At 65.2% G+C, this 16575-nt stretch carries 13 protein-coding genes; 7 read left to right on the top strand and 6 right to left on the bottom strand.

Going from position 1 to position 16575, the window contains the following annotated elements; genetic code table 11:
- Nucleotides 1–15 precede the first annotated feature (15 nt).
- The 4 genes from BM175_RS19005 to BM175_RS18990 form a co-directional block, all read right to left on the bottom strand.
- Nucleotides 16–861 carry a helix-turn-helix transcriptional regulator gene (locus BM175_RS19005; RefSeq protein ID WP_090965931.1) on the bottom strand — a complete coding sequence of 282 codons (846 nt, stop codon included), beginning with the start codon at nucleotides 859–861 and terminating at the stop codon, nucleotides 16–18.
- Nucleotides 862–1025: 164 nt separating this feature from the next.
- Complete coding sequence (locus tag BM175_RS19000) at nucleotides 1026–2180, bottom strand: mandelate racemase/muconate lactonizing enzyme family protein (protein ID WP_090965883.1); 1155 nt, start codon at nucleotides 2178–2180, stop codon at nucleotides 1026–1028.
- A 25-nt stretch (nucleotides 2181–2205) separates the two neighbouring features.
- Nucleotides 2206–3357, bottom strand: a complete 1152-nt coding sequence (locus tag BM175_RS18995) for a mandelate racemase/muconate lactonizing enzyme family protein (protein ID WP_090965881.1) — start codon at nucleotides 3355–3357, stop codon at nucleotides 2206–2208.
- A gap of 54 nt (nucleotides 3358–3411) precedes the next feature.
- The gene (locus BM175_RS18990) at nucleotides 3412–4104 is read right to left on the bottom strand and encodes a GntR family transcriptional regulator (RefSeq protein ID WP_139224705.1); all 693 of its coding nucleotides are present in this window, start codon (nucleotides 4102–4104) and stop codon (nucleotides 3412–3414) included.
- 170 nt (nucleotides 4105–4274) lie between these two features.
- Between BM175_RS18990 and BM175_RS18985 the strand changes: the two genes are divergently transcribed.
- From BM175_RS18985 to BM175_RS18965, 5 genes are all read left to right on the top strand, one after another.
- Nucleotides 4275–4838, top strand: coding sequence for a TRAP transporter small permease (locus BM175_RS18985; RefSeq protein ID WP_090965878.1), 564 nt, complete (start codon nucleotides 4275–4277; stop codon nucleotides 4836–4838).
- The gene (locus BM175_RS18980; RefSeq protein ID WP_090965876.1) at nucleotides 4835–6160 is read left to right on the top strand and encodes a TRAP transporter large permease subunit; all 1326 of its coding nucleotides are present in this window, start codon (nucleotides 4835–4837) and stop codon (nucleotides 6158–6160) included. Before BM175_RS18985 ends, BM175_RS18980 begins: the two co-directional genes overlap by 4 nt.
- A 71-nt stretch (nucleotides 6161–6231) precedes the next feature.
- Nucleotides 6232–7230, top strand: a complete 999-nt coding sequence (locus tag BM175_RS18975; RefSeq protein WP_090965874.1) for a TRAP transporter substrate-binding protein — start codon at nucleotides 6232–6234, stop codon at nucleotides 7228–7230.
- A gap of 358 nt (nucleotides 7231–7588) precedes the next feature.
- On the top strand, nucleotides 7589–8485 hold the full coding sequence (locus BM175_RS18970) for an ABC transporter ATP-binding protein (protein ID WP_090965871.1): 897 nt from the start codon (nucleotides 7589–7591) through the stop codon (nucleotides 8483–8485).
- Nucleotides 8485–10245 (top strand): ABC transporter permease, encoded by a 1761-nt coding sequence (locus tag BM175_RS18965; protein WP_090965869.1) that lies wholly within the window; start codon nucleotides 8485–8487, stop codon nucleotides 10243–10245. The genes BM175_RS18970 and BM175_RS18965 overlap by 1 nt, the downstream gene beginning before the upstream one ends.
- Nucleotides 10246–10547: 302 nt before the next feature.
- On the opposite strand, the gene BM175_RS18960 is transcribed toward BM175_RS18965, so the two are convergent.
- Entirely contained in the window at nucleotides 10548–11759 is a 1212-nt protein-coding gene (locus BM175_RS18960; RefSeq protein WP_244546082.1) for an MFS transporter, read from the bottom strand.
- A gap of 296 nt (nucleotides 11760–12055) precedes the next feature.
- Complete coding sequence (locus BM175_RS18955; RefSeq protein ID WP_244546081.1) at nucleotides 12056–14161, bottom strand: TonB-dependent siderophore receptor; 2106 nt, start codon at nucleotides 14159–14161, stop codon at nucleotides 12056–12058.
- A gap of 253 nt (nucleotides 14162–14414) precedes the next feature.
- Between BM175_RS18955 and BM175_RS18950 the strand changes: the two genes are divergently transcribed.
- Together BM175_RS18950 and BM175_RS18945 are read left to right on the top strand one after the other, a co-directional pair.
- A complete protein-coding gene (locus BM175_RS18950) occupies nucleotides 14415–15284 on the top strand; it encodes an alpha/beta hydrolase (RefSeq protein WP_425285294.1) in 870 nt (289 codons plus the stop codon).
- Nucleotides 15285–15496: 212 nt separating this feature from the next.
- On the top strand, nucleotides 15497–16575 hold a 1079-nt coding region (locus tag BM175_RS18945), incomplete at its 3' end, for a zinc-binding metallopeptidase family protein (protein ID WP_139224704.1).

The raw sequence follows: 16575 nt of genomic DNA, 5'->3' as shown, positions 1-16575 counted from the left end.
CGAGGAGTCTCAAAATCAGACGGGCATTCGCGTCACGGCGCGAAAACCCGAAGGTGACGAACCAGCATGGTCATGGAAGAAGCGGGAGAAATGCGCAGGAACGGAAAAGCCGAGACTCTCGGAAATCGCGGAGAGGTTCGCCTCGCTGTCGGAAACGGCCTGCACGGCTCGCTCCAATCGGGCGGCGTTCAGATAGACGCGGGGTGAAACACCGAAGGATGTCTCGAACAGCCGAAAGAACTGCGCCCGCGACACGCCCGAGCCGGAGATCAGATCGTCGATCTGCCGGACCGCGCCCGGGTCTGACTTGATCTGGGCCGCGACCGTCCGGATCCGCCGGTCGATGCTCGGCCCCCTCGCCAGATCCCGCAGCGATACGGCCGTCTCGCGCCAGGGCGTGAAGCGCTCGATCACGGAAACCATCAGCGCCGACAGCAACGTCTCGTGCAGGCTTCGGTTTCCCGGCTCCGCGACCATCGCGCGCGCCATATCGTCGGCGAGAACGCGGATGCGCGGGGTGATGGCGCCTGCGGCCTGCGCGAAGAAGCCGGGGCGTCCGCTTGCGGTCCAGTTGGGTCTAAATTCGGCGAGCCACCGGGGCTCGATATAAAGCGCGAGGATAATCGTCGGCGGGCGACGAGCGTCGTGCGCATAGGCATGTGGTTCCCATGCATTGACGAGGACGGCGCTGTCGTAGGTGAGAGGAACGAGGTCGTCGCGCACCGAGAACTGCGTATCCGCACCCTCCACCTTCAAAAGAACATGGCAATGAGGATGAGCATGCCGCACAAGCGGACGATCCATGTCCAACAGGGCGACGCGGCCGAATTTCCCCTGAGCAATTCTTAAAGCGCTCGACATCCGCTGATCATACGGCAATTTCAGCGAAATGGCATTGCCGATCACCCGTGGAGTCGCTTCGTTGGCCACAAGACGGGGTTAGAACAGCCGATTGGCAGCTTTTGCCCAATGTCGGCTTTCTGAAAAACCAATCGCAAAGCTGCCGGTCCGCTTTCGGCCCTGATCTACCAGTTTGTGACCGAGCCATCCTTTCTGACGAGATGTGGCATTTCGGAAAACCGGAACGGCTCTGCATCGGCCAGTGCTTCTTCGTCGATCTCGATACCGAGCCCCGGTGCGTCCGGAACCGGGAAACTCGCACCTTGCAGGCGGAGGCGGGATCTGAACACCGGTGAGTCCTGGCGTGCACTGTTGTCCTCGCCCGGTGTCTCCCAGCACTCCAGATAGGACATGTTGGGTATGGCGGCGCACAGATGCACCGTCGCGGCCGTGCAGATCGGTCCGAGCGGGTTGTGCGGCATGACGTCGATGTAGTGCGCCTCGCACCAGCCGGCGACCTTCATCGCCTCGGTGAAGCCGCCGACATTGCAGATGTCGAGGCGCGCATACTGCATGAAACCGCCCTCGACATAGGGCATGAATTGCCACTTCGACGAGAACTCCTCGCCGATCGCGAAGGGAACGCGCGTCATGCGCCGCAGGGCGGCGTAGGCCTGGGGCGTCTCGTCCCGTATCGGCTCCTCCAGGAAGTCCAGCGTTCCGTCCGGCAGCCGCTGGCAGAAGGACGCGGCTTCCGCGACGCTCAGCCGGTGATGGTAGTCGACGCCGAGCACGACCCGGTCACCGAGCTCCCAACGTGCCGAGATTAGCCAGTCGGCGATCTCGGCGATGTGCTCGCGCGGCTCGTAGGGCGAGCGTTCGTCCGATCGCCAACCGAGGCGCAGCGCTTCCCAGCCCGCATCGATCGCCCGGCGCGAGGCGGCGATCAGCGCATCGGGGTCGTCGGCCCGCACGCAGCCGAAGGTGGGGACGAGGTCGCGCTGTCGCCCGCCCAGCAGCTTGTGGACGGGAACGCCCAGCGCCTTGCCTTTGATGTCATGGAGCGCGATGTCGATCGCGGAGATCGCGGCGGTCAGGACCCGGCCGCCCTCGAAATACTGGGAGCGGTACATCTCCTGCCAGAGGCGTCCGATGCGGCGCGCGTCCTGGCCGACTAGGAACTCGGCGTAGTGCCGGATCGCCGCCGCGACGGCGAGCTCGCGCGACGACAGGCCGGATTCGCCCCAGCCGCTGATCCCCGCGTCGGTCTCGACCTTCACCAGAAGCTGGTTGCGGTCGCCGATCCAGACCGGAAACGTCCGGACAGCCGTGATCTTCATCGCTCTTCCTTTCAGGCGGTGCCGACTACCAGTTCGTGAAACCGCCGTCGGAACGGCGCAGATGCGGGGGCTCGCTAAAGCGGAAGGCCTGGTCGCGCAGGAGATCCTCGTTCACCTCGACGCCGAGGCCCGGCCTGTCCGGCACGGGGTAGGCCGCGCCGGCGAGCTCGACCTGGACAGGGAAGATCTCGCGCGCGTCGAAGCCGAGCTGCTCCACGGGGGAGGACCGGCATTCGAGCCAGGAGAAGTTCGGAACCGCGGCCGCCAGATGCACGCTCGCCGCCGTGCAGATCGGCCCGAGCGGGTTGTGCGGCATCAGGTCCACGTAATGCGCCTCGCTCCAGCCGGCGATCTTCATCGCCTCGGTGAAGCCGCCGACATTGCAGATGTCGAGCCGGTTGAACTGCGCGAGATCGCCTTCGACATAGGGCAGGAACTGCCACTTCGACGAGAATTCCTCGCCGATCGCGAAGGGGATCTCCGTCATCGTGCGCAGGGTCGCATAGGCGTCCGGTGTCTCGGCCCTTATCGGTTCCTCGATGAAGTCGAGCGTGCCGCTGGGAAGTCGCTGGCAGAACGTGGCGGCCTCCGCGACGCTGAGGCGGTGGTGGTAGTCGATCCCGAGCACCGCGGCCGACCCCAGCGCCTCGCGCGCCTCCACCAGCCACTCGGCGGTCGGGCCGATCGAGGCGCGCGGATCCATCCGGTCGTCGGCATGCTGTCCGGCGGGCACGAAGCGGATGCAGTCCCAGCCGAGCGACTGGAGGCGCAGCGCGTCTTCGATCATGCGGGGGCCGGGCTCGGAAGGAACCGTCGCGAAGGCCGGCACGACGTCGCGCTGGCGTCCGCCCAGAAGCTCGTGGACGGGAACGCCGAGCGCCTTGCCGGCGATGTCGTGGAAGGCGATGTCCAGCGCCGAAAGGGCGGCCGTCAGCACCCGTCCCCCCTCGAAATACTGCGAGCGGTACATCTCCTGCCAGAGGGCGCCGATCCGCGACGGATCGCGTCCGATCAGAAACTCGCGGAAATGATCGATAGCGCCCATAACGGCGCGCTCGCGCGAGGACAGGCCGGATTCTCCCCAGCCATCGATCCCTGCGTCGGTCTCGACCTTGACCAGAAGCTGGTTCCGGAGCCCAACCCAGACGGGATAGCAGCGAATGTCGGTGATCTTCACGCGGGACGATCCTATGCAGGGAAGGGTGGCGCGGCGTACGGTCGGTGGGCCATGTCAGCTCGTCATGCCGGCCGAGCGCAACCGGTCCACAAGATACTGCGAGGCGCCGCGGACATGCTCCTCGGCGACCCGGGCCGCTTCCTCGGCGTCTCCACCGCGAACTGCCTCGATGATCGCGCGGTGCTCCACATGGACCTTACGCCGCCGTGCGGGCGCGATGTCGAAGCGCCGGTTCATCAGGTCGAGAACCTTGCGCTGGCGCACTTCGAGGGTCACGGCCTCGTGATTGTAATGGCCGCGGAACATCGTGGAGTGGAAGCGGTCGTTGAGCGCCCGGTGCTCCTCGTAGGAATTGTCCGGATTCTCCATCCGCGTCTGGAGCTCCTCCAGCGTCGCGATCTGCTCGGCGGTCGCGGTGGAGACGAACCAGCGCGTGAGATAGGGTTCCAGAAGGGCGCGGATGTCGTAGACGTTGCGCGCGTAGTCCGCGCCGATCGTGCGCACGCGGGCGCCCCGGTTCGGCTCGATCACGACGATGCCCTCGCCCTGGAGGTGGTGGAGCGCCTCCCGGACCGGATTGACGCTGGTGCCGTAGCGCGCGGCGAGCTCGGCCGTCTTCAGGCGGGATCCCGGCTCCAGGCGGCCCTCGACGATGTCCTCGCGGATCAGGTCGTGCAGCCGTTCCGACGAGGTCTGCCCCTCGCCGTCCCCTGCGCCGTCCCGCCCGCTCCGCCCGATCGTATCCACCGCCGCTCTCCCAACCACCCCAGAGGTTTTGGCACGGTCCCGACCACGGATCAAGAACGCACATAATGTTTGACGGATTGTGTGCTATATGATTTCGATTGTGGACGGTTTGGGAGAGTCGTGTCGGAAATGCGTCTGATTTCGCGGCACGGCAGACCGGGGAGGCGCGGTTGCACAAAGCCATCGACGTTTTGTTCAAGCTGTTCGAGGGGCTGATGGTCGCCTGCCTGGCCGGCATGGTGGTCATGGTCTTCGGCAACGCCGTGCTGCGGAAGCTGTCCGACTACGGCGTGGTCCTGTTCGGCGGCGGCATCACCGTGTCGGAGGAGGTGTCGCGCATCTTCTTCGTGTGGCTGACCTTCGTGGGTGCGGTGGTCGTCGCAAGGGATGGCGCGCATATGGGCGTCGAAACCTTCGTCGCGCGCTTCGGTCCGGGCGGCCGCAAGATCCTGATGCTGGCGACCAACGTCCTGATCGTCGTCTGCTGCGCCGTCTTCTTCTGGGGCACCTGGCGGCAGACGCCCATCCACAGTGGCAACTACGCGCCGATCACCGGCATCTCGATGATCTGGGTCTACGGCGTCGGGTTCGTGGCGAGCGTCGGCATGGGCCTTGTCGCCGCCGCGCAGGCGCTGCGGATCGCCACCGGACGCATATCCGAGGCGGAAGTCCGAAAGTTCGCCGGCGAGTTCGAGGACGACCTCGCCGAAACGCCGAAGGGACGCGCCGAATGACCGTCGCGGTCTTCCTCCTGTCGCTCTGCGGCGCCATGGCGATCGGCGTGCCGGTTGCGTTCTCGCTGGTTCTCTGCGGCCTCGCCCTGATGCTCTACATGGGCATCTTCGATTCCCAGATCGTCGCCCTCAAGCTGATCGAGGGCGCCGACAACTACCAGCTCCTGGCGCTGCCCTTCTTCCTCCTGGCGGGCGAGCTGATGAACGCGGGCGGCCTGTCGCGGCGCATCATCAACTTCGCCATCTCGCTGGTCGGGCACTTCCCCGGCGGCCTCGGCTATGTCGTGATCCTGGCGGCGCTGATCCTCGCCTCGATCTCCGGCTCGGCAGCCGCCGACACGGCGGCCCTTGCCTCCATCCTCATCCCGATGATGCGCAAGGCGAACTACGACATGCCGCGCTCGGCCGGTCTGATCGCCTCGGGCGGCATCATCGCCCCGGTCATTCCCCCGTCGGGCGGCTACATCATCTTCGGCGTCGCGGCCAACGTGTCGATCACGCAGCTCTTCCTCGCCGGCATATTCCCCGGCATCCTGATGGGACTGTCGCTTGTGATCGCTTGGGCGATCGTCGCCCGTCACGACAAGGTGGCGACGATGCCGCGCGCCACGGGCGTCGAGCGCGTCAAGGCGTTCCGCGACGGCTTCTTCGCCCTCGTCATGCCCGCCATCATCCTCGGCTGCATCAAGTTCGGCTGGGCGACGCCGACGGAAGCGGCCGTCTTCGCCGCGGCCTACGCGCTCTTCTGCGGCATGGTGATCTACCGCGAGCTGAAGCCCTCGCAGCTCTACGGCGTCTTCCTGATGGCGGCCAAGACCACAGCCGTCGTGATGTTCCTCGTCGCGGCCGCCCTGATTTCGGCATGGCTGATCACGCAGGCCAACATCCCCGCCGAGATGGGCACCCTTCTCGAAGGGCTGAAGGACAACCCGACGCTCCTCCTCGTCATCATGATGGCGCTGGTGGTGCTGGTCGGAACGGCGCTCGACTTCGCGCCGACCGTCCTCATCCTGACGCCGATCCTGATGCCGCTCGTGCGGGCGGCCGGCATCAACGAGGTCTATTTCGGCGTCCTCTTCATCATGAACAACGCGATCGGCCTCATCACGCCGCCGGTGGGCATCGTGCTCAACGTGGTGTCGGGCGTTGCCCGTGTGTCCATGGGGCGGGTGATCCGCGGCGTCGCGCCGTTCTTCGTCGCCCAGACGGCGGTGCTCTTTCTGCTCGTCCTCCTGCCGCAATGGGTGATCGCGCCCCTCCAGTGGCTGCGCGGGCGCTCGAGCTTCGGCGAGATGATCCAGGCCATGTTCCCGCTCTTCTGACGGGCGCTTCGACGAGACATACGGCCGGACGGTCCACCGGCCTCTTCTTCAAGGACCCACGGGAGGAAACCATGTTCAAGACCGCACTTCTCGCATCGGCTGCCGCGCTTCTGGCCGCCGGGCCGGCCCTCGCCCAGTTCCAGGATCGCACCATCCGCGTCTCGAACGGCGTGCAGGAGGAGCACCCAGCCTCGGCCGGCGTGAAGGCGATGGCAGCCTGCGCTGCGGAAAAGTCAGGCGGTGCGATGAAGCTGCAGGCCTTCTGGGGCGGCACGCTGGGCGGCGACCTGCAGGCGACGCAAGCTGTGCGCTCGGGCACGCTGGAAATGGTCATCACTTCCAGCTCGCCCCTGGTCGGGATCGTGCCGGCGCTCGGCGTCCTCGACCTGCCCTTCCTCTTCAACGACGAGGCCGAAGCCGATGCTGTCCTCGACGGCGAGTTCGGGAACTATCTCTCGTCGCTGTTGCCGGCGGCCGGCATCGTCAATCTGGCCTATTGGGAGAACGGCTTCCGCCACCTCACAAATTCGCGCAAGCCGGTCGCCAAGCTCGAAGATCTGAGCGGCATGAAAATCCGCGTGATGCAGAACAACATCTTCCTCGACACTTTCAAGACCATCGGCGCCAATGCCGTGCCGATGCCCGGTCCCGAGGTCTTCACCGCGCTGGAGACGCGCGCGATCGACGGTCACGAGAACCCCTACGTCAACATCGAGACGTCCCGCATGTACGAGGTGCAGGAGTACATCACCGAGACGAAGCACGCCTACACGCCATTCCTAGTGCTCTACTCCAAGCAGCTCTTCGACCAGCTCTCGGCGGAAGAACAGGCCGCGCTCACCGACTGCGCCAAGGTGGGCCGCGACGTCCAGCGTTCGGTTTCGCGCGAGCAGTCGGCAGCGTCGGTTGAGAAGCTGAAGGAGGAGGGCATGGAACTGACCGTCCTCGACCCCGCCGAGCAGGAGCGCATGCGCGAGATGGTGCGCCCCGTTTACGAGCGTCACGCCGCCGAAATCGGCCAAGACGTCATCGACCGTGCACAGTCCGCCATTGCCGAGAAGCGCAATTAGTAAGGAGGGCATTGACCCCGTCATCAACCGATGTCGGGGGCTTCTCACTTCAGTCGATGTCTGACTGGAGGCCTCTTGGCCCAAAAGCAGACTTACCGCTATCGGCCCATATTGGACGGACTGTTTTTAGACGCTCGAAGCCAGACGTGACCCCGCTTTGGGCTGGCCTATATAACGGCTCAGACGAAGGTCGGCGGCTCAGACGAAGGTCGGCGGCTCAGACGAAGGTCGGCGGCTCAGCCACCGAACTTTGCTCGAGCGCCGCGACCTGCAAGGTTCTCTCTCGTTTGGGCGGTAGCTCTAGCCGTTGTCGCGATGTGGTAAATGGCGGGAAGGGTCGTCTGGTGCAGTTCGTGCGATGCTAGAGATCGATGGCCTGGGCCATGTCTACGCCGATGGGACGCGCGCCCTTGAGGGCGTGACGCTGCGTATCGAGAAGGGGCTTTTCGGTCTCCTTGGACCGAATGGCGCCGGCAAGTCGACGCTGATGCGCGTCGCCGCTACGCTGCAGGCACCCGACGAAGGGACCATCCGGTTCGACGGCATCGATGTCGTGCGCGAGCCCGATCGCATCCGAAGGTTGCTCGGATACCTGCCTCAGGACCTCGGCTTTTATCCGGGGGTCTCGACTTTCGACATGCTCGACCACCTCGCCGCCTTGAAAGGCTTCCGGCACCGCAACGAAAGACGGGAACTCGTCTCGGACCTTCTGGAGGCCGTGCGCCTGTGGGACGCCCGCGGCAAAGCGCTGTCGACCCTTTCCGGGGGCATGCGCCGCAGGTTCGGCATCGCTCAGGCGTTGATCGGTCGCCCGCGTCTGGTGATCGTCGACGAGCCGACGGCCGGTCTCGATCCGGAAGAGCGGAGCCGGTGCCTGGACCTTCTGGCCGGCATCGGCGACGAAGCCGTGGTGATCCTGTCGACGCACATCGTGGCGGACGTCTCCGATCTCTGCCCCCGCATGGCGGTCCTGGCCGGCGGCCGCGTCGTCAGCGAAGGCGTGCCGGACGATCTGATCTCGCGGCTCGAGGGACAAATCTGGACCAGCCGTGTCGAGCCGGAAGACCTGGAGGGCCTATACGCTTCCCTGAACATCATCTCCAGGCGACGTTCGGCAGGGCAAATCATCGTGCGCGTCCATGGTGCCAAAAGCCCCGGACCAAGCTTCCGATCGGCCGCCCCCGATCTCGAAGACTTCTTCTTTGCGACCTTGAAGCAGTCCGGGGCCGGCGCATCCAGTCAGAGCCGGACCTGATGGGCGCGATGAACTCGGACATCCTCGTCGTCGCCGGCTTCGAGTTGCGCCAGCAGTTCCGCTCCCACGTCTTCCGCGTCGTCTTCGCCATCTCCACGGTGATGGTCTTTGGTGCCATGATCGTCGACGAGCTGCGCGTCGGCATGGGAGACGAGATCCTGCGCAACAGCGCCTCGGTGATCGTTCAGACCCATCTCGTCTGGACGCTCTTCTACATGTTCACGGCCGCCGCCTTCGTCGCGGACGCCGTCCTGCGTGACGAGCAGACAGGCTTCGCCCCCATCATCCGGTCGGCCCCGATTGGGATCACGTCGTATCTCATTGGTCGGTTTGCGGGGGCGTTCCTGTCGGTCCTCGTCTGCTTCGCGAGCGTGCCGGCTGCCATTCTCCTGGCGAACGTCGTCCCCGGCCTCGATCCAGCGACCTTCGGCCCTCCGCGTCCGGACGCCTATGCGTTCGCCTTCTTCTTGATGGCCGTCCCGAACCTCTTTCTCGTCTCGGCGGTGTCCTTCGGCCTGACGACGGCCACACGCTCGATGACGGGCGCGCTCATGGGAGCCTTGGCGCTGCTCGTCCTCTACGGTCTGGGCGTGAGCGGTGGCACGCAGCTCATCGGCCCGATGATGGAACCGTTCGGCTTCCTCGCCTATGCGCAGACGGCAGCGGTCGCCAATACGCCCGGCGGCATCCCCGCCATCGACGGTGCGCTTCTCGACAACCGGTTGCTCTGGCTCGGCGTCGGCGTCGGGCTCCTCGTGCTCAGCCTTGCAGTCACCCGGCGGCGATTGTCCTCGCGCTTCCACCCCGCGCCCCATCCTCGTGCCGCAAACAGAGCTGCGACGGCGACGCATCGACTGGAGCTGCCTGCCGCAATACCTCAGCAAGGACCCGCGCCGATCGGTTGGCGAACGGCGGCCGCGCAGTTCGCGGCGCGAACGCGCTGGGAGATCCAGGCGATTGTTCTTTCCCCGGTTCTGGCGATCCTTCTGACGCTGGGCGGGGTGAATGCCGGCGCGGCACTTCTGGCGATCGGCTCTCAGTCCCCCGAGCCGCTCGACGTGGCCACGGTGACGGCGACGCTCTTACAGGCGTTCCGTCTCCTGCCGACCACGATCATCCTGTTCTTTGCAGGAGAACTCATGTGGCGGGAGCGCGAGCAGGGCGTCGACGACCTCATCGGCACGGCACCGATCCCGGCCGCGGCGATCGTCCTGCCGAAGCTCCTGGCCCTTCTTGCGGTTCTTGCGGCGCTCTCCGCTGCGGGCGGAGCGTTGGGGGCCGTCGCGCTGCTGGCCGATGGTGGCGCTCCGCGAAACGTCCTGCCGTTGTTCTGGATCTGGATGCTGCCTTCGACGTTCGAATGGTCGCTGGTCGCCGTTCTGGCAGTCTTTCTTCAGGCCCTGTCCCCGAGCAAGGTCGCCGGATGGGGGTGGTTGGTCCTGTTCCTCATCGCTTCGCTGACGCTGGATCGGCTGGGGCTCACCGATCCCCTCTATCGCTACGGGCGGTATCCGGGATGGCCTTTGTCAGCCGGTGTGAGCGGTGAACCGAGCGTCAGCCTTTATCGCGCCTACTGGACCGCGTGTGCGGTCATGCTCCTGGCGGCGATCTTGTTGCTCACGGGGCGCATTGGCGGCGAGCCGCTAGCCCCAAGGCTGAAACGTCTGCCGGCAAGGGCACGTAGCGTCGCCGGCGCGGCTCTACTCGTCAGCACGCTCGCCTTCGCCGGTCTTGCCCTCTATCTCGGCCACGTCGTGTGAAGGCTGTTCAGACGCAGGACGATCCAGTTTCGCGCATTCGCCCTTTCGGGTTCGCACATCGCACCCATGACCGATCCTTCAGAAGGCCTGAGTTCCCATTTTGCAATCTGAAGAAGCAAGCTGAACGTCTGCTCTCTGGGATGATGTTACTGCGAACAAATGGCGATCGGGGTTCGATAGCGGATGGACCGCTTCCAAGCGACCGTTTTCTCAGCGTCGATCGGCTCGCCTGGGTGGAAAGGCGACGGTCCGTTTTGGGGCGAGCGAAGCCCTGAAGATGCCGTTGAATGACGGCCGGACGATTACCGGACAGCCATGACAGGTCTGTCGCTTCCACGCGCTGACAACTCCCCCAACAGGAGCGAGGCCGCACCCGCAAGCAAGATGCCTCCCGCTAGAACCATCACCGTCCCGTCGTAGAGGGTGCCGAGTCCGATCGCGAAGAGCGTCGCGACCAAACTCGATCCCGACGCGATCAGGGACGCGCCCAAGCCTGCGAGTTGTCCCAGCGAGCGCATCGCCATAGCGTTGAGGTTGCCGAACAGGATGCCGCTCGCGAAGAAGGCGGCGAAGCCTGACAGGAGAGGAGCGCGAGCGGCGGTCGGCCGTCGGAGGCGATCGAGGTAGCCAGCATGAATAGGCCAGCCAGCGTCAGGCCGATAAAGCCGCCCCGCGCCATGGCGTCGATACCGAAGCGCCCGACAAGCCGACCGTTCAGGTAAGAGGCGAGCCCGATCCCGACGGCGAGCATGGCGAAGTAGAACGGGAAGGTCTCGCGGACCCCGTAGGCGTCGGCGAAGAGGTCGGCGGCGATGCTGAGATAGAGGAGCTGCGCCCCGAACACGAAGCCGGTCGCCACGATCAGAAGCGCGACCCGCCGGTTGGCAAGGATGCGGGCGCCGTTTCGGAGAAGGATACGGGGGGCGGAACGGGATGCGCCGTTCGGGCGGGAGCGTCTCCGGCTGGCGCAGGATGAGCCAGGCTCCCAGCACCAGGGCCAGCCCAAGGTAGAGCGTGAACATGCCTCGCCATCCCGCCAGCGCGATCACGGCTTGGCCAAGGGCAGGCGCAACCATGAGTACGAGGATGAACAGCGAGAACAGAAAGGACATGACGCGAGCCATAGCCTCGCCCTCGAACTGGTCGCGGATCATAGCACGGGTCGAGATCTTCGGACCCGCCACGCCGATGCCTTGCAAGATGCGCCCGAGGATCACCCCTTCGAGCGAGGACGCGAACAGAGCTACCAGCGTCCCGATTGCGTAGACGCCGAGCCCGGCGACCAATGCGCGCTTACGCCCGATCGCATCCGAGATGGGGCCGAGTAGCAATTCGCCGAACACCATCCCGAGGATAAACAGCGTGACGATGTGTTGCGTGGATAAGGGCGGAGCCGGTGCAAGCTCCCCAGCGATATCACGAAGGCCTGGCAGAAGCGCATCGACGCTGATGGCGGTGAGCGCCGTAAGCGAGGCATAGAGGATGATGCGCTCACGCGGTAAGCTGGGCGACATGCAGCCATGTTCCATGGTTGGAGATAGCTGGCCTCCGTCTACCGCCCTAATTTAGAATGGGAAAGCTGCCTTGGGTAAGTCTTCTTTCGATTCGCGGTGATTTTGGCGGGCATTACATGGAAGCATCGGAAGCTGCCTATGGAACGGTTCACGGTAGGCGCCGACATATACGCTTCGAGGCCCGGTTATCTCGCCATGTCGCGTCGCATTGGGAATGCCGCGCGACAGACCGCAAACCGGGTGTTGCGCCTACCGTCCTGGGGCGGGTGGGCGCTTTGCCCACCCAGTTTTCAAGATCAGAAGCGGTAGCGTAGCGAGCCGATGACCTGACGGCCTTGTTCCCGATAGAAGCAGCCGTTGTTGCAAAGGGCGTCGCGCTTGTCGAACAGGTTGTTGACGTTGACCTGGGCGCGCACCCCTTCGAGCCGCTGGTCCGCGGCTCCGAAGTCGTAGGACGCCGACGCGTCGATCAGGATGCGTGACTTGTTCTCCGGCTGCGTGTTGGCGTCGTTGCCCTCCGTGACGCCGAGAAAGCGCGCGCCCAGCCCAAGCCCCAGCCCGTCAAGCGGACCCGATACCGCTTCGTAGTTCCCCCAGAGCGAGAACTGGTGACGGGGAATGCCGGTCACGATGTTGCCCTCGTTGTCTCCTTCAAGGAACGTCAGATCGAGATAGGTGTAGGAAGCGACGAGGTTGAGGCCGTCCACGATCGATGCCGTCGCCTGCACCTCGAAGCCTTCCGACTCGACCTCACCGGACTGAACCTGGAAGTTGATGTTGTTCGAGTCCTGGCCAAGTAGCCCAGACTGCCGGATGCGGAACAGCGCGGCGTCGACCGTGAGAGGCAGTCCCGCAGGCGCGTACTTCAAGCCGACCTCGGTCTGTTCGCCTTCGGTCGGATCGAAGGGCAAACCTGCCGCCGACAGCCCGGAGGTCGGAGCGAAGGACGTCGAGTAGCTGACGTACGGCGTCAGACCGTTATCGAAGAGGTAGGACAGCCCGACCCGACCCGAGAAGTTCTCGTCGCTCTGCTCGGTCACGGTGAAGGGCGAGAGATTACTCCGGCTGTCGGTGTCGAGCCAATCATAACGGCCGCCAAGCGTCAGTACGAACTTCTGGTACTCGATCTGGTCCTGGAGATAGATCCCGGTCTGTTCCAGGCTCGAGTCCGTGTCGGAGAAGAAGGGGCCGGTCGGACCGGGAACGGGCAGCGAGCCGTAGATCACGTTAGCGGCGTCGAGGCTTGGCGCGGTACCGAACCGAAAGGCAAGGCGCGTGTCGGCTTGGGCATAGTCGAGGCCGCCCAGGATCGTATGCGCCAGCGGTCCGGTGTCCAGGTTGACCTGCACCTGGTTGTCGACCGCGAAGCCATCGCCCTCGTCGACGATCTGCCCCGTGGATCGCAGGACCTGACGGCCGTCGGGACTAAGGCCACCCGTCGAGACGTAGCTCGTGTCCACCTGGCCCCGCTGGTAGCGCAGGTTCTGGCGCATTTCGACGGTCTCGTTGAAGCGGTGTCTGGCCTCGTAGCCGATGCGACCCTGCTGGTTGTCGAAGGGACGCAGGTTCGGGTCGCCCTGCTGGAGGCCGCTCGGCACGGCGAAGCCCGTCAAGGGATCGGTCAACGAGACATAGCCGCGGGCGCCGCCCGTGGTGACGTCGACGAACTCGCCAAGGACCGTGATCTGCGTGTTGCGGTCGTCGGACCGAAGGGTCAGTGCCGGAGCGATCATGTCGCGGTCGTCCCGCGAGCCGACGAGTTCGGTGTCGGCGGAGCGCTTGAGCCCGGTGATGCGGTACAGGACGTTGTCGTTGCCTGCGAGCGGACCGGATGCGTCGAAGGCCACCTGGGCCCGATTGTGCGAGCCGATCTGCGTCTCGATCTCGCGGAACGGCGCATCGGTCGGCCGCTTCGAAACGAGGTTGATGAGGCCGCCAGGCGCGGACGAGCCGTATAGCACCGAACTCGGTCCTTTCAGGATCGTTACGCCTTCGAGGCCATAGGGCTCGTTGCGGTACACCGAGAACACGCCGCCGAGGCTGCGCAGGCCATCCCTGTAGTAGCCCGTGTCGGCGACGTTGAAACCGCGGATGTACAACGTGTCGAAACCGGGGTCGTAGCCGAACGCGCCAGCCCGGACGCCCGCCGTGTAGCGTGCGGCCTCGACCAGCGTCTGGGCCTTGCGATCCTCCAGTTCCTTCTTGGACACGACGGCGACGCTTTGGGGCACCTTGCGCAGATCCGTGTCGGTCTTGGTGCCCACGCGGGCCTCGGTGCCGACATAGCCGTCCGTGCGAAGCCCCCCTTCACCGCTCGAACCGGCCGTTTCGCCGCCCGTTCCACCCGAGCCTTCCACAACGACGGTATCCAGAGTGATGGTGTCCTGAGCGTGCGCCGGCATGCCAATGCCGACCGACAGAAGCGAAGCACCGAGTAGGCCACGATGGCAAGCGGAAGCGAATGGGCTGGAGGACATGAGCGAGGATCCGGCGGTTCAGGAGGGCGACCGCCGTTCAGGGGTAGGTAATGTTGACAAACGGAGTCAACAAAGTCCCTTGCATGATCCACGATTCAGTGGCTTCCCAACCGCTTGTGCCACCACATGGCATGCGACTGAAGCAGAAAGGACACGGGTTTTGGACGGCCTCCAACCTATGCTTCACCCAGCCGGACTGGCCCAAACCCGTTTCGTGGATCTGAAGAGCGAGCGGGATGGAGAGGTTTGGCGCGTCTTCATTTACGTCCCGCTCGACGAACCGCCGCCTGGCGGATGGCCACTTCTCGTCATCACCGACGGGAACGCGATGATCGCAACGGCGGTCGACGCGCTGCGCGTCCAGTCGAGCTACCCCGCGAGCACCAATGTTGGACCGGGCGTTATCGCAGCGATCGGCTATCCGACGGGGGACGCCTACGACCCGTTGCGCCGCTCCTTCGACCTGTCGCCGCCTCCGGGACGCTCCTACCCGCCGTTCGTCGAAGGCGGGGCGGAGGTTCTCACCGGAGGCGCGCACCGGTTTCTCCAGTTCCTCGAGGGCGAGGCGCTTCCCTTCCTGGACGGCGTCGCGCCGATCGATCCGACACGACGCACTCTGTTTGGTCATTCCTTCGGAGGGCTCTTCGCCCTGCACACCCTGTTTTCGGGATCGGAAGCGTTCTCGCGCTTCGTCGCAGCCAGTCCCACCATCTACTGGGAAGACGCGGGCCTCCTCGACAGCGAGCGGCGCTTCACGGCCTTGCCGCGAGACCGCGATCTCGTGCTTCATCTCTCTGCGGGCGAGTACGAGGGGGGAGCCCTGGCGCCTTTCCAGTATGGACGCGAGGACACCGAGAAGCGTCTCGCCAATGCGCTGACGGCCCGCACGCTCGATCTCTCGCGGGAGATGGCGGAGCGCCTTTCCGCACTCCCTCGTGCTCGCGTGTCCTATGAGGTTTACCCGGGCGAAACTCACATGACGATGTTGCCAATTGCCGTCTCGCGGGCGGTCCGAACAGCGTTCCAGATCCATACCGTTGAAGGGTGAGGGCGACCTGTGTATGGCGGTCATCGTTCGGCCGCGTCAGGCAGTAAGGTCAGGGACGCCTTGAAGGGGGTGCACGGACTTACGAAGCCGCAGTGCTGCGGCGGTAATTCTCGATAGGTTTGAGGCACTTCCGGTCACGGGAACCGTTTGGGCACGCCCGTGTTACCGCGCCACACCCGCCGACCGGCCGGCGGGGGCGCGAGGGATCCCCGATGAAGCTGTTCTCATGCCCGTCCTGCGATCAGGTCGTCTTCTTCAACAACGTTCGCTGCGAGCGCTGCGGCCATGCCCTGGGCTACGAGGCGCGCACCAATCGCGTCCTGGCGCTGGAGCCCGCCGGCACCGACTTCGTGTCGGTCGGCCGCGGCAGCGACGGGTCGCACTGGCGCTACTGCGACAACTACCAGTACGGTGTCTGCAACTGGCTGGTACCGGCCGACAGCTCCGAGCTCTACTGCCTCGCCGACCGGCACAACCTCATGGTGCCGGATCTTTCGAATCCCGACAACCAGGTGCTCTGGGCGAAGATGGAAGCGGCCAAGCACCGCCTGTTCTACACGCTCCTGCGCCTGCGCCTGCCGCTCTACACGCAGGCCGAACATCCCGAAGGCCTCGGGTTCAAGTTCCTGGCCGACGATCCGGCGAGCGGCGAGAAGGTGATGACGGGGCATGCGGACGGCGTGATCACCGTGGCGCTCGCCGAGGCCGACGACGCCGAGCGCGAGAAGCGCCGCACCGCGATGGGCGAGCCCTACCGCACGCTGCTCGGCCATTTCCGACACGAGGTCGGCCACTGGTACTGGGACATCCTGGTGCGCGACGGCGGCGCGCTCGACGAATGCCGAGCGATCTTCGGCGACGACCGCCAGGACTACGGCGAGGCGTTGAAGACGCACTATGCCAACGGGCCGAAGCCGAACTGGCAGGAGGAATACGTATCGTCCTACGCCGCGGTGCATCCGTGGGAGGACTTCGCCGAGACCTGGGCGCACTATCTCCACATCGTGGATTCGCTGGAGGTTGCGGGGTCCTGGGGCATGACGATCCATCCGCGGCTCGACCGCGACGGCATCCTCACGACCGACCTCGACTTCAAGGTCTACGACGAGGCGACCACGATCGAGCAGATCAATGACGGCTGGCTCGCCGTCAGCCAGGCGCTGAACTCGATGAACCGTGCGATGGGCCTGCAGGACCTCTACCCGTTCGTCCTGTCGCCGACCGTCATCGGCAAGCTCGGCTTCATCCACGACCTCGTGCACGGCCGCATCGGTCACGCCGCCCGGCCGGC

Source organism: Aureimonas phyllosphaerae (assembly GCF_900113065.1).
GTDB lineage: Bacteria > Pseudomonadota > Alphaproteobacteria > Rhizobiales > Rhizobiaceae > Aureimonas > Aureimonas phyllosphaerae.
This window is presented reverse-complemented; position numbering and strand designations above follow the sequence as displayed.

Coding starts and splice junctions, on each gene's coding strand:
- BM175_RS19005 (WP_090965931.1), bottom strand. CDS start 861: ATGTCGAGCGCTTTAAGAATTGCTCAGGGGAAATTCGGCCGCGTCGCC.
- BM175_RS19000 (WP_090965883.1), bottom strand. CDS start 2,180: ATGAAGATCACGGCTGTCCGGACGTTTCCGGTCTGGATCGGCGACCGC.
- BM175_RS18980 (WP_090965876.1), top strand. CDS start 4,835: ATGACCGTCGCGGTCTTCCTCCTGTCGCTCTGCGGCGCCATGGCGATC.
- BM175_RS18975 (WP_090965874.1), top strand. CDS start 6,232: ATGTTCAAGACCGCACTTCTCGCATCGGCTGCCGCGCTTCTGGCCGCC.
- BM175_RS18970 (WP_090965871.1), top strand. CDS start 7,589: ATGCTAGAGATCGATGGCCTGGGCCATGTCTACGCCGATGGGACGCGC.
- BM175_RS18965 (WP_090965869.1), top strand. CDS start 8,485: ATGGGCGCGATGAACTCGGACATCCTCGTCGTCGCCGGCTTCGAGTTG.
- BM175_RS18960 (WP_244546082.1), bottom strand. CDS start 11,759: ATGTCGCCCAGCTTACCGCGTGAGCGCATCATCCTCTATGCCTCGCTT.
- BM175_RS18955 (WP_244546081.1), bottom strand. CDS start 14,161: ATGCCGGCGCACGCTCAGGACACCATCACTCTGGATACCGTCGTTGTG.
- BM175_RS18950 (WP_425285294.1), top strand. CDS start 14,415: ATGCTTCACCCAGCCGGACTGGCCCAAACCCGTTTCGTGGATCTGAAG.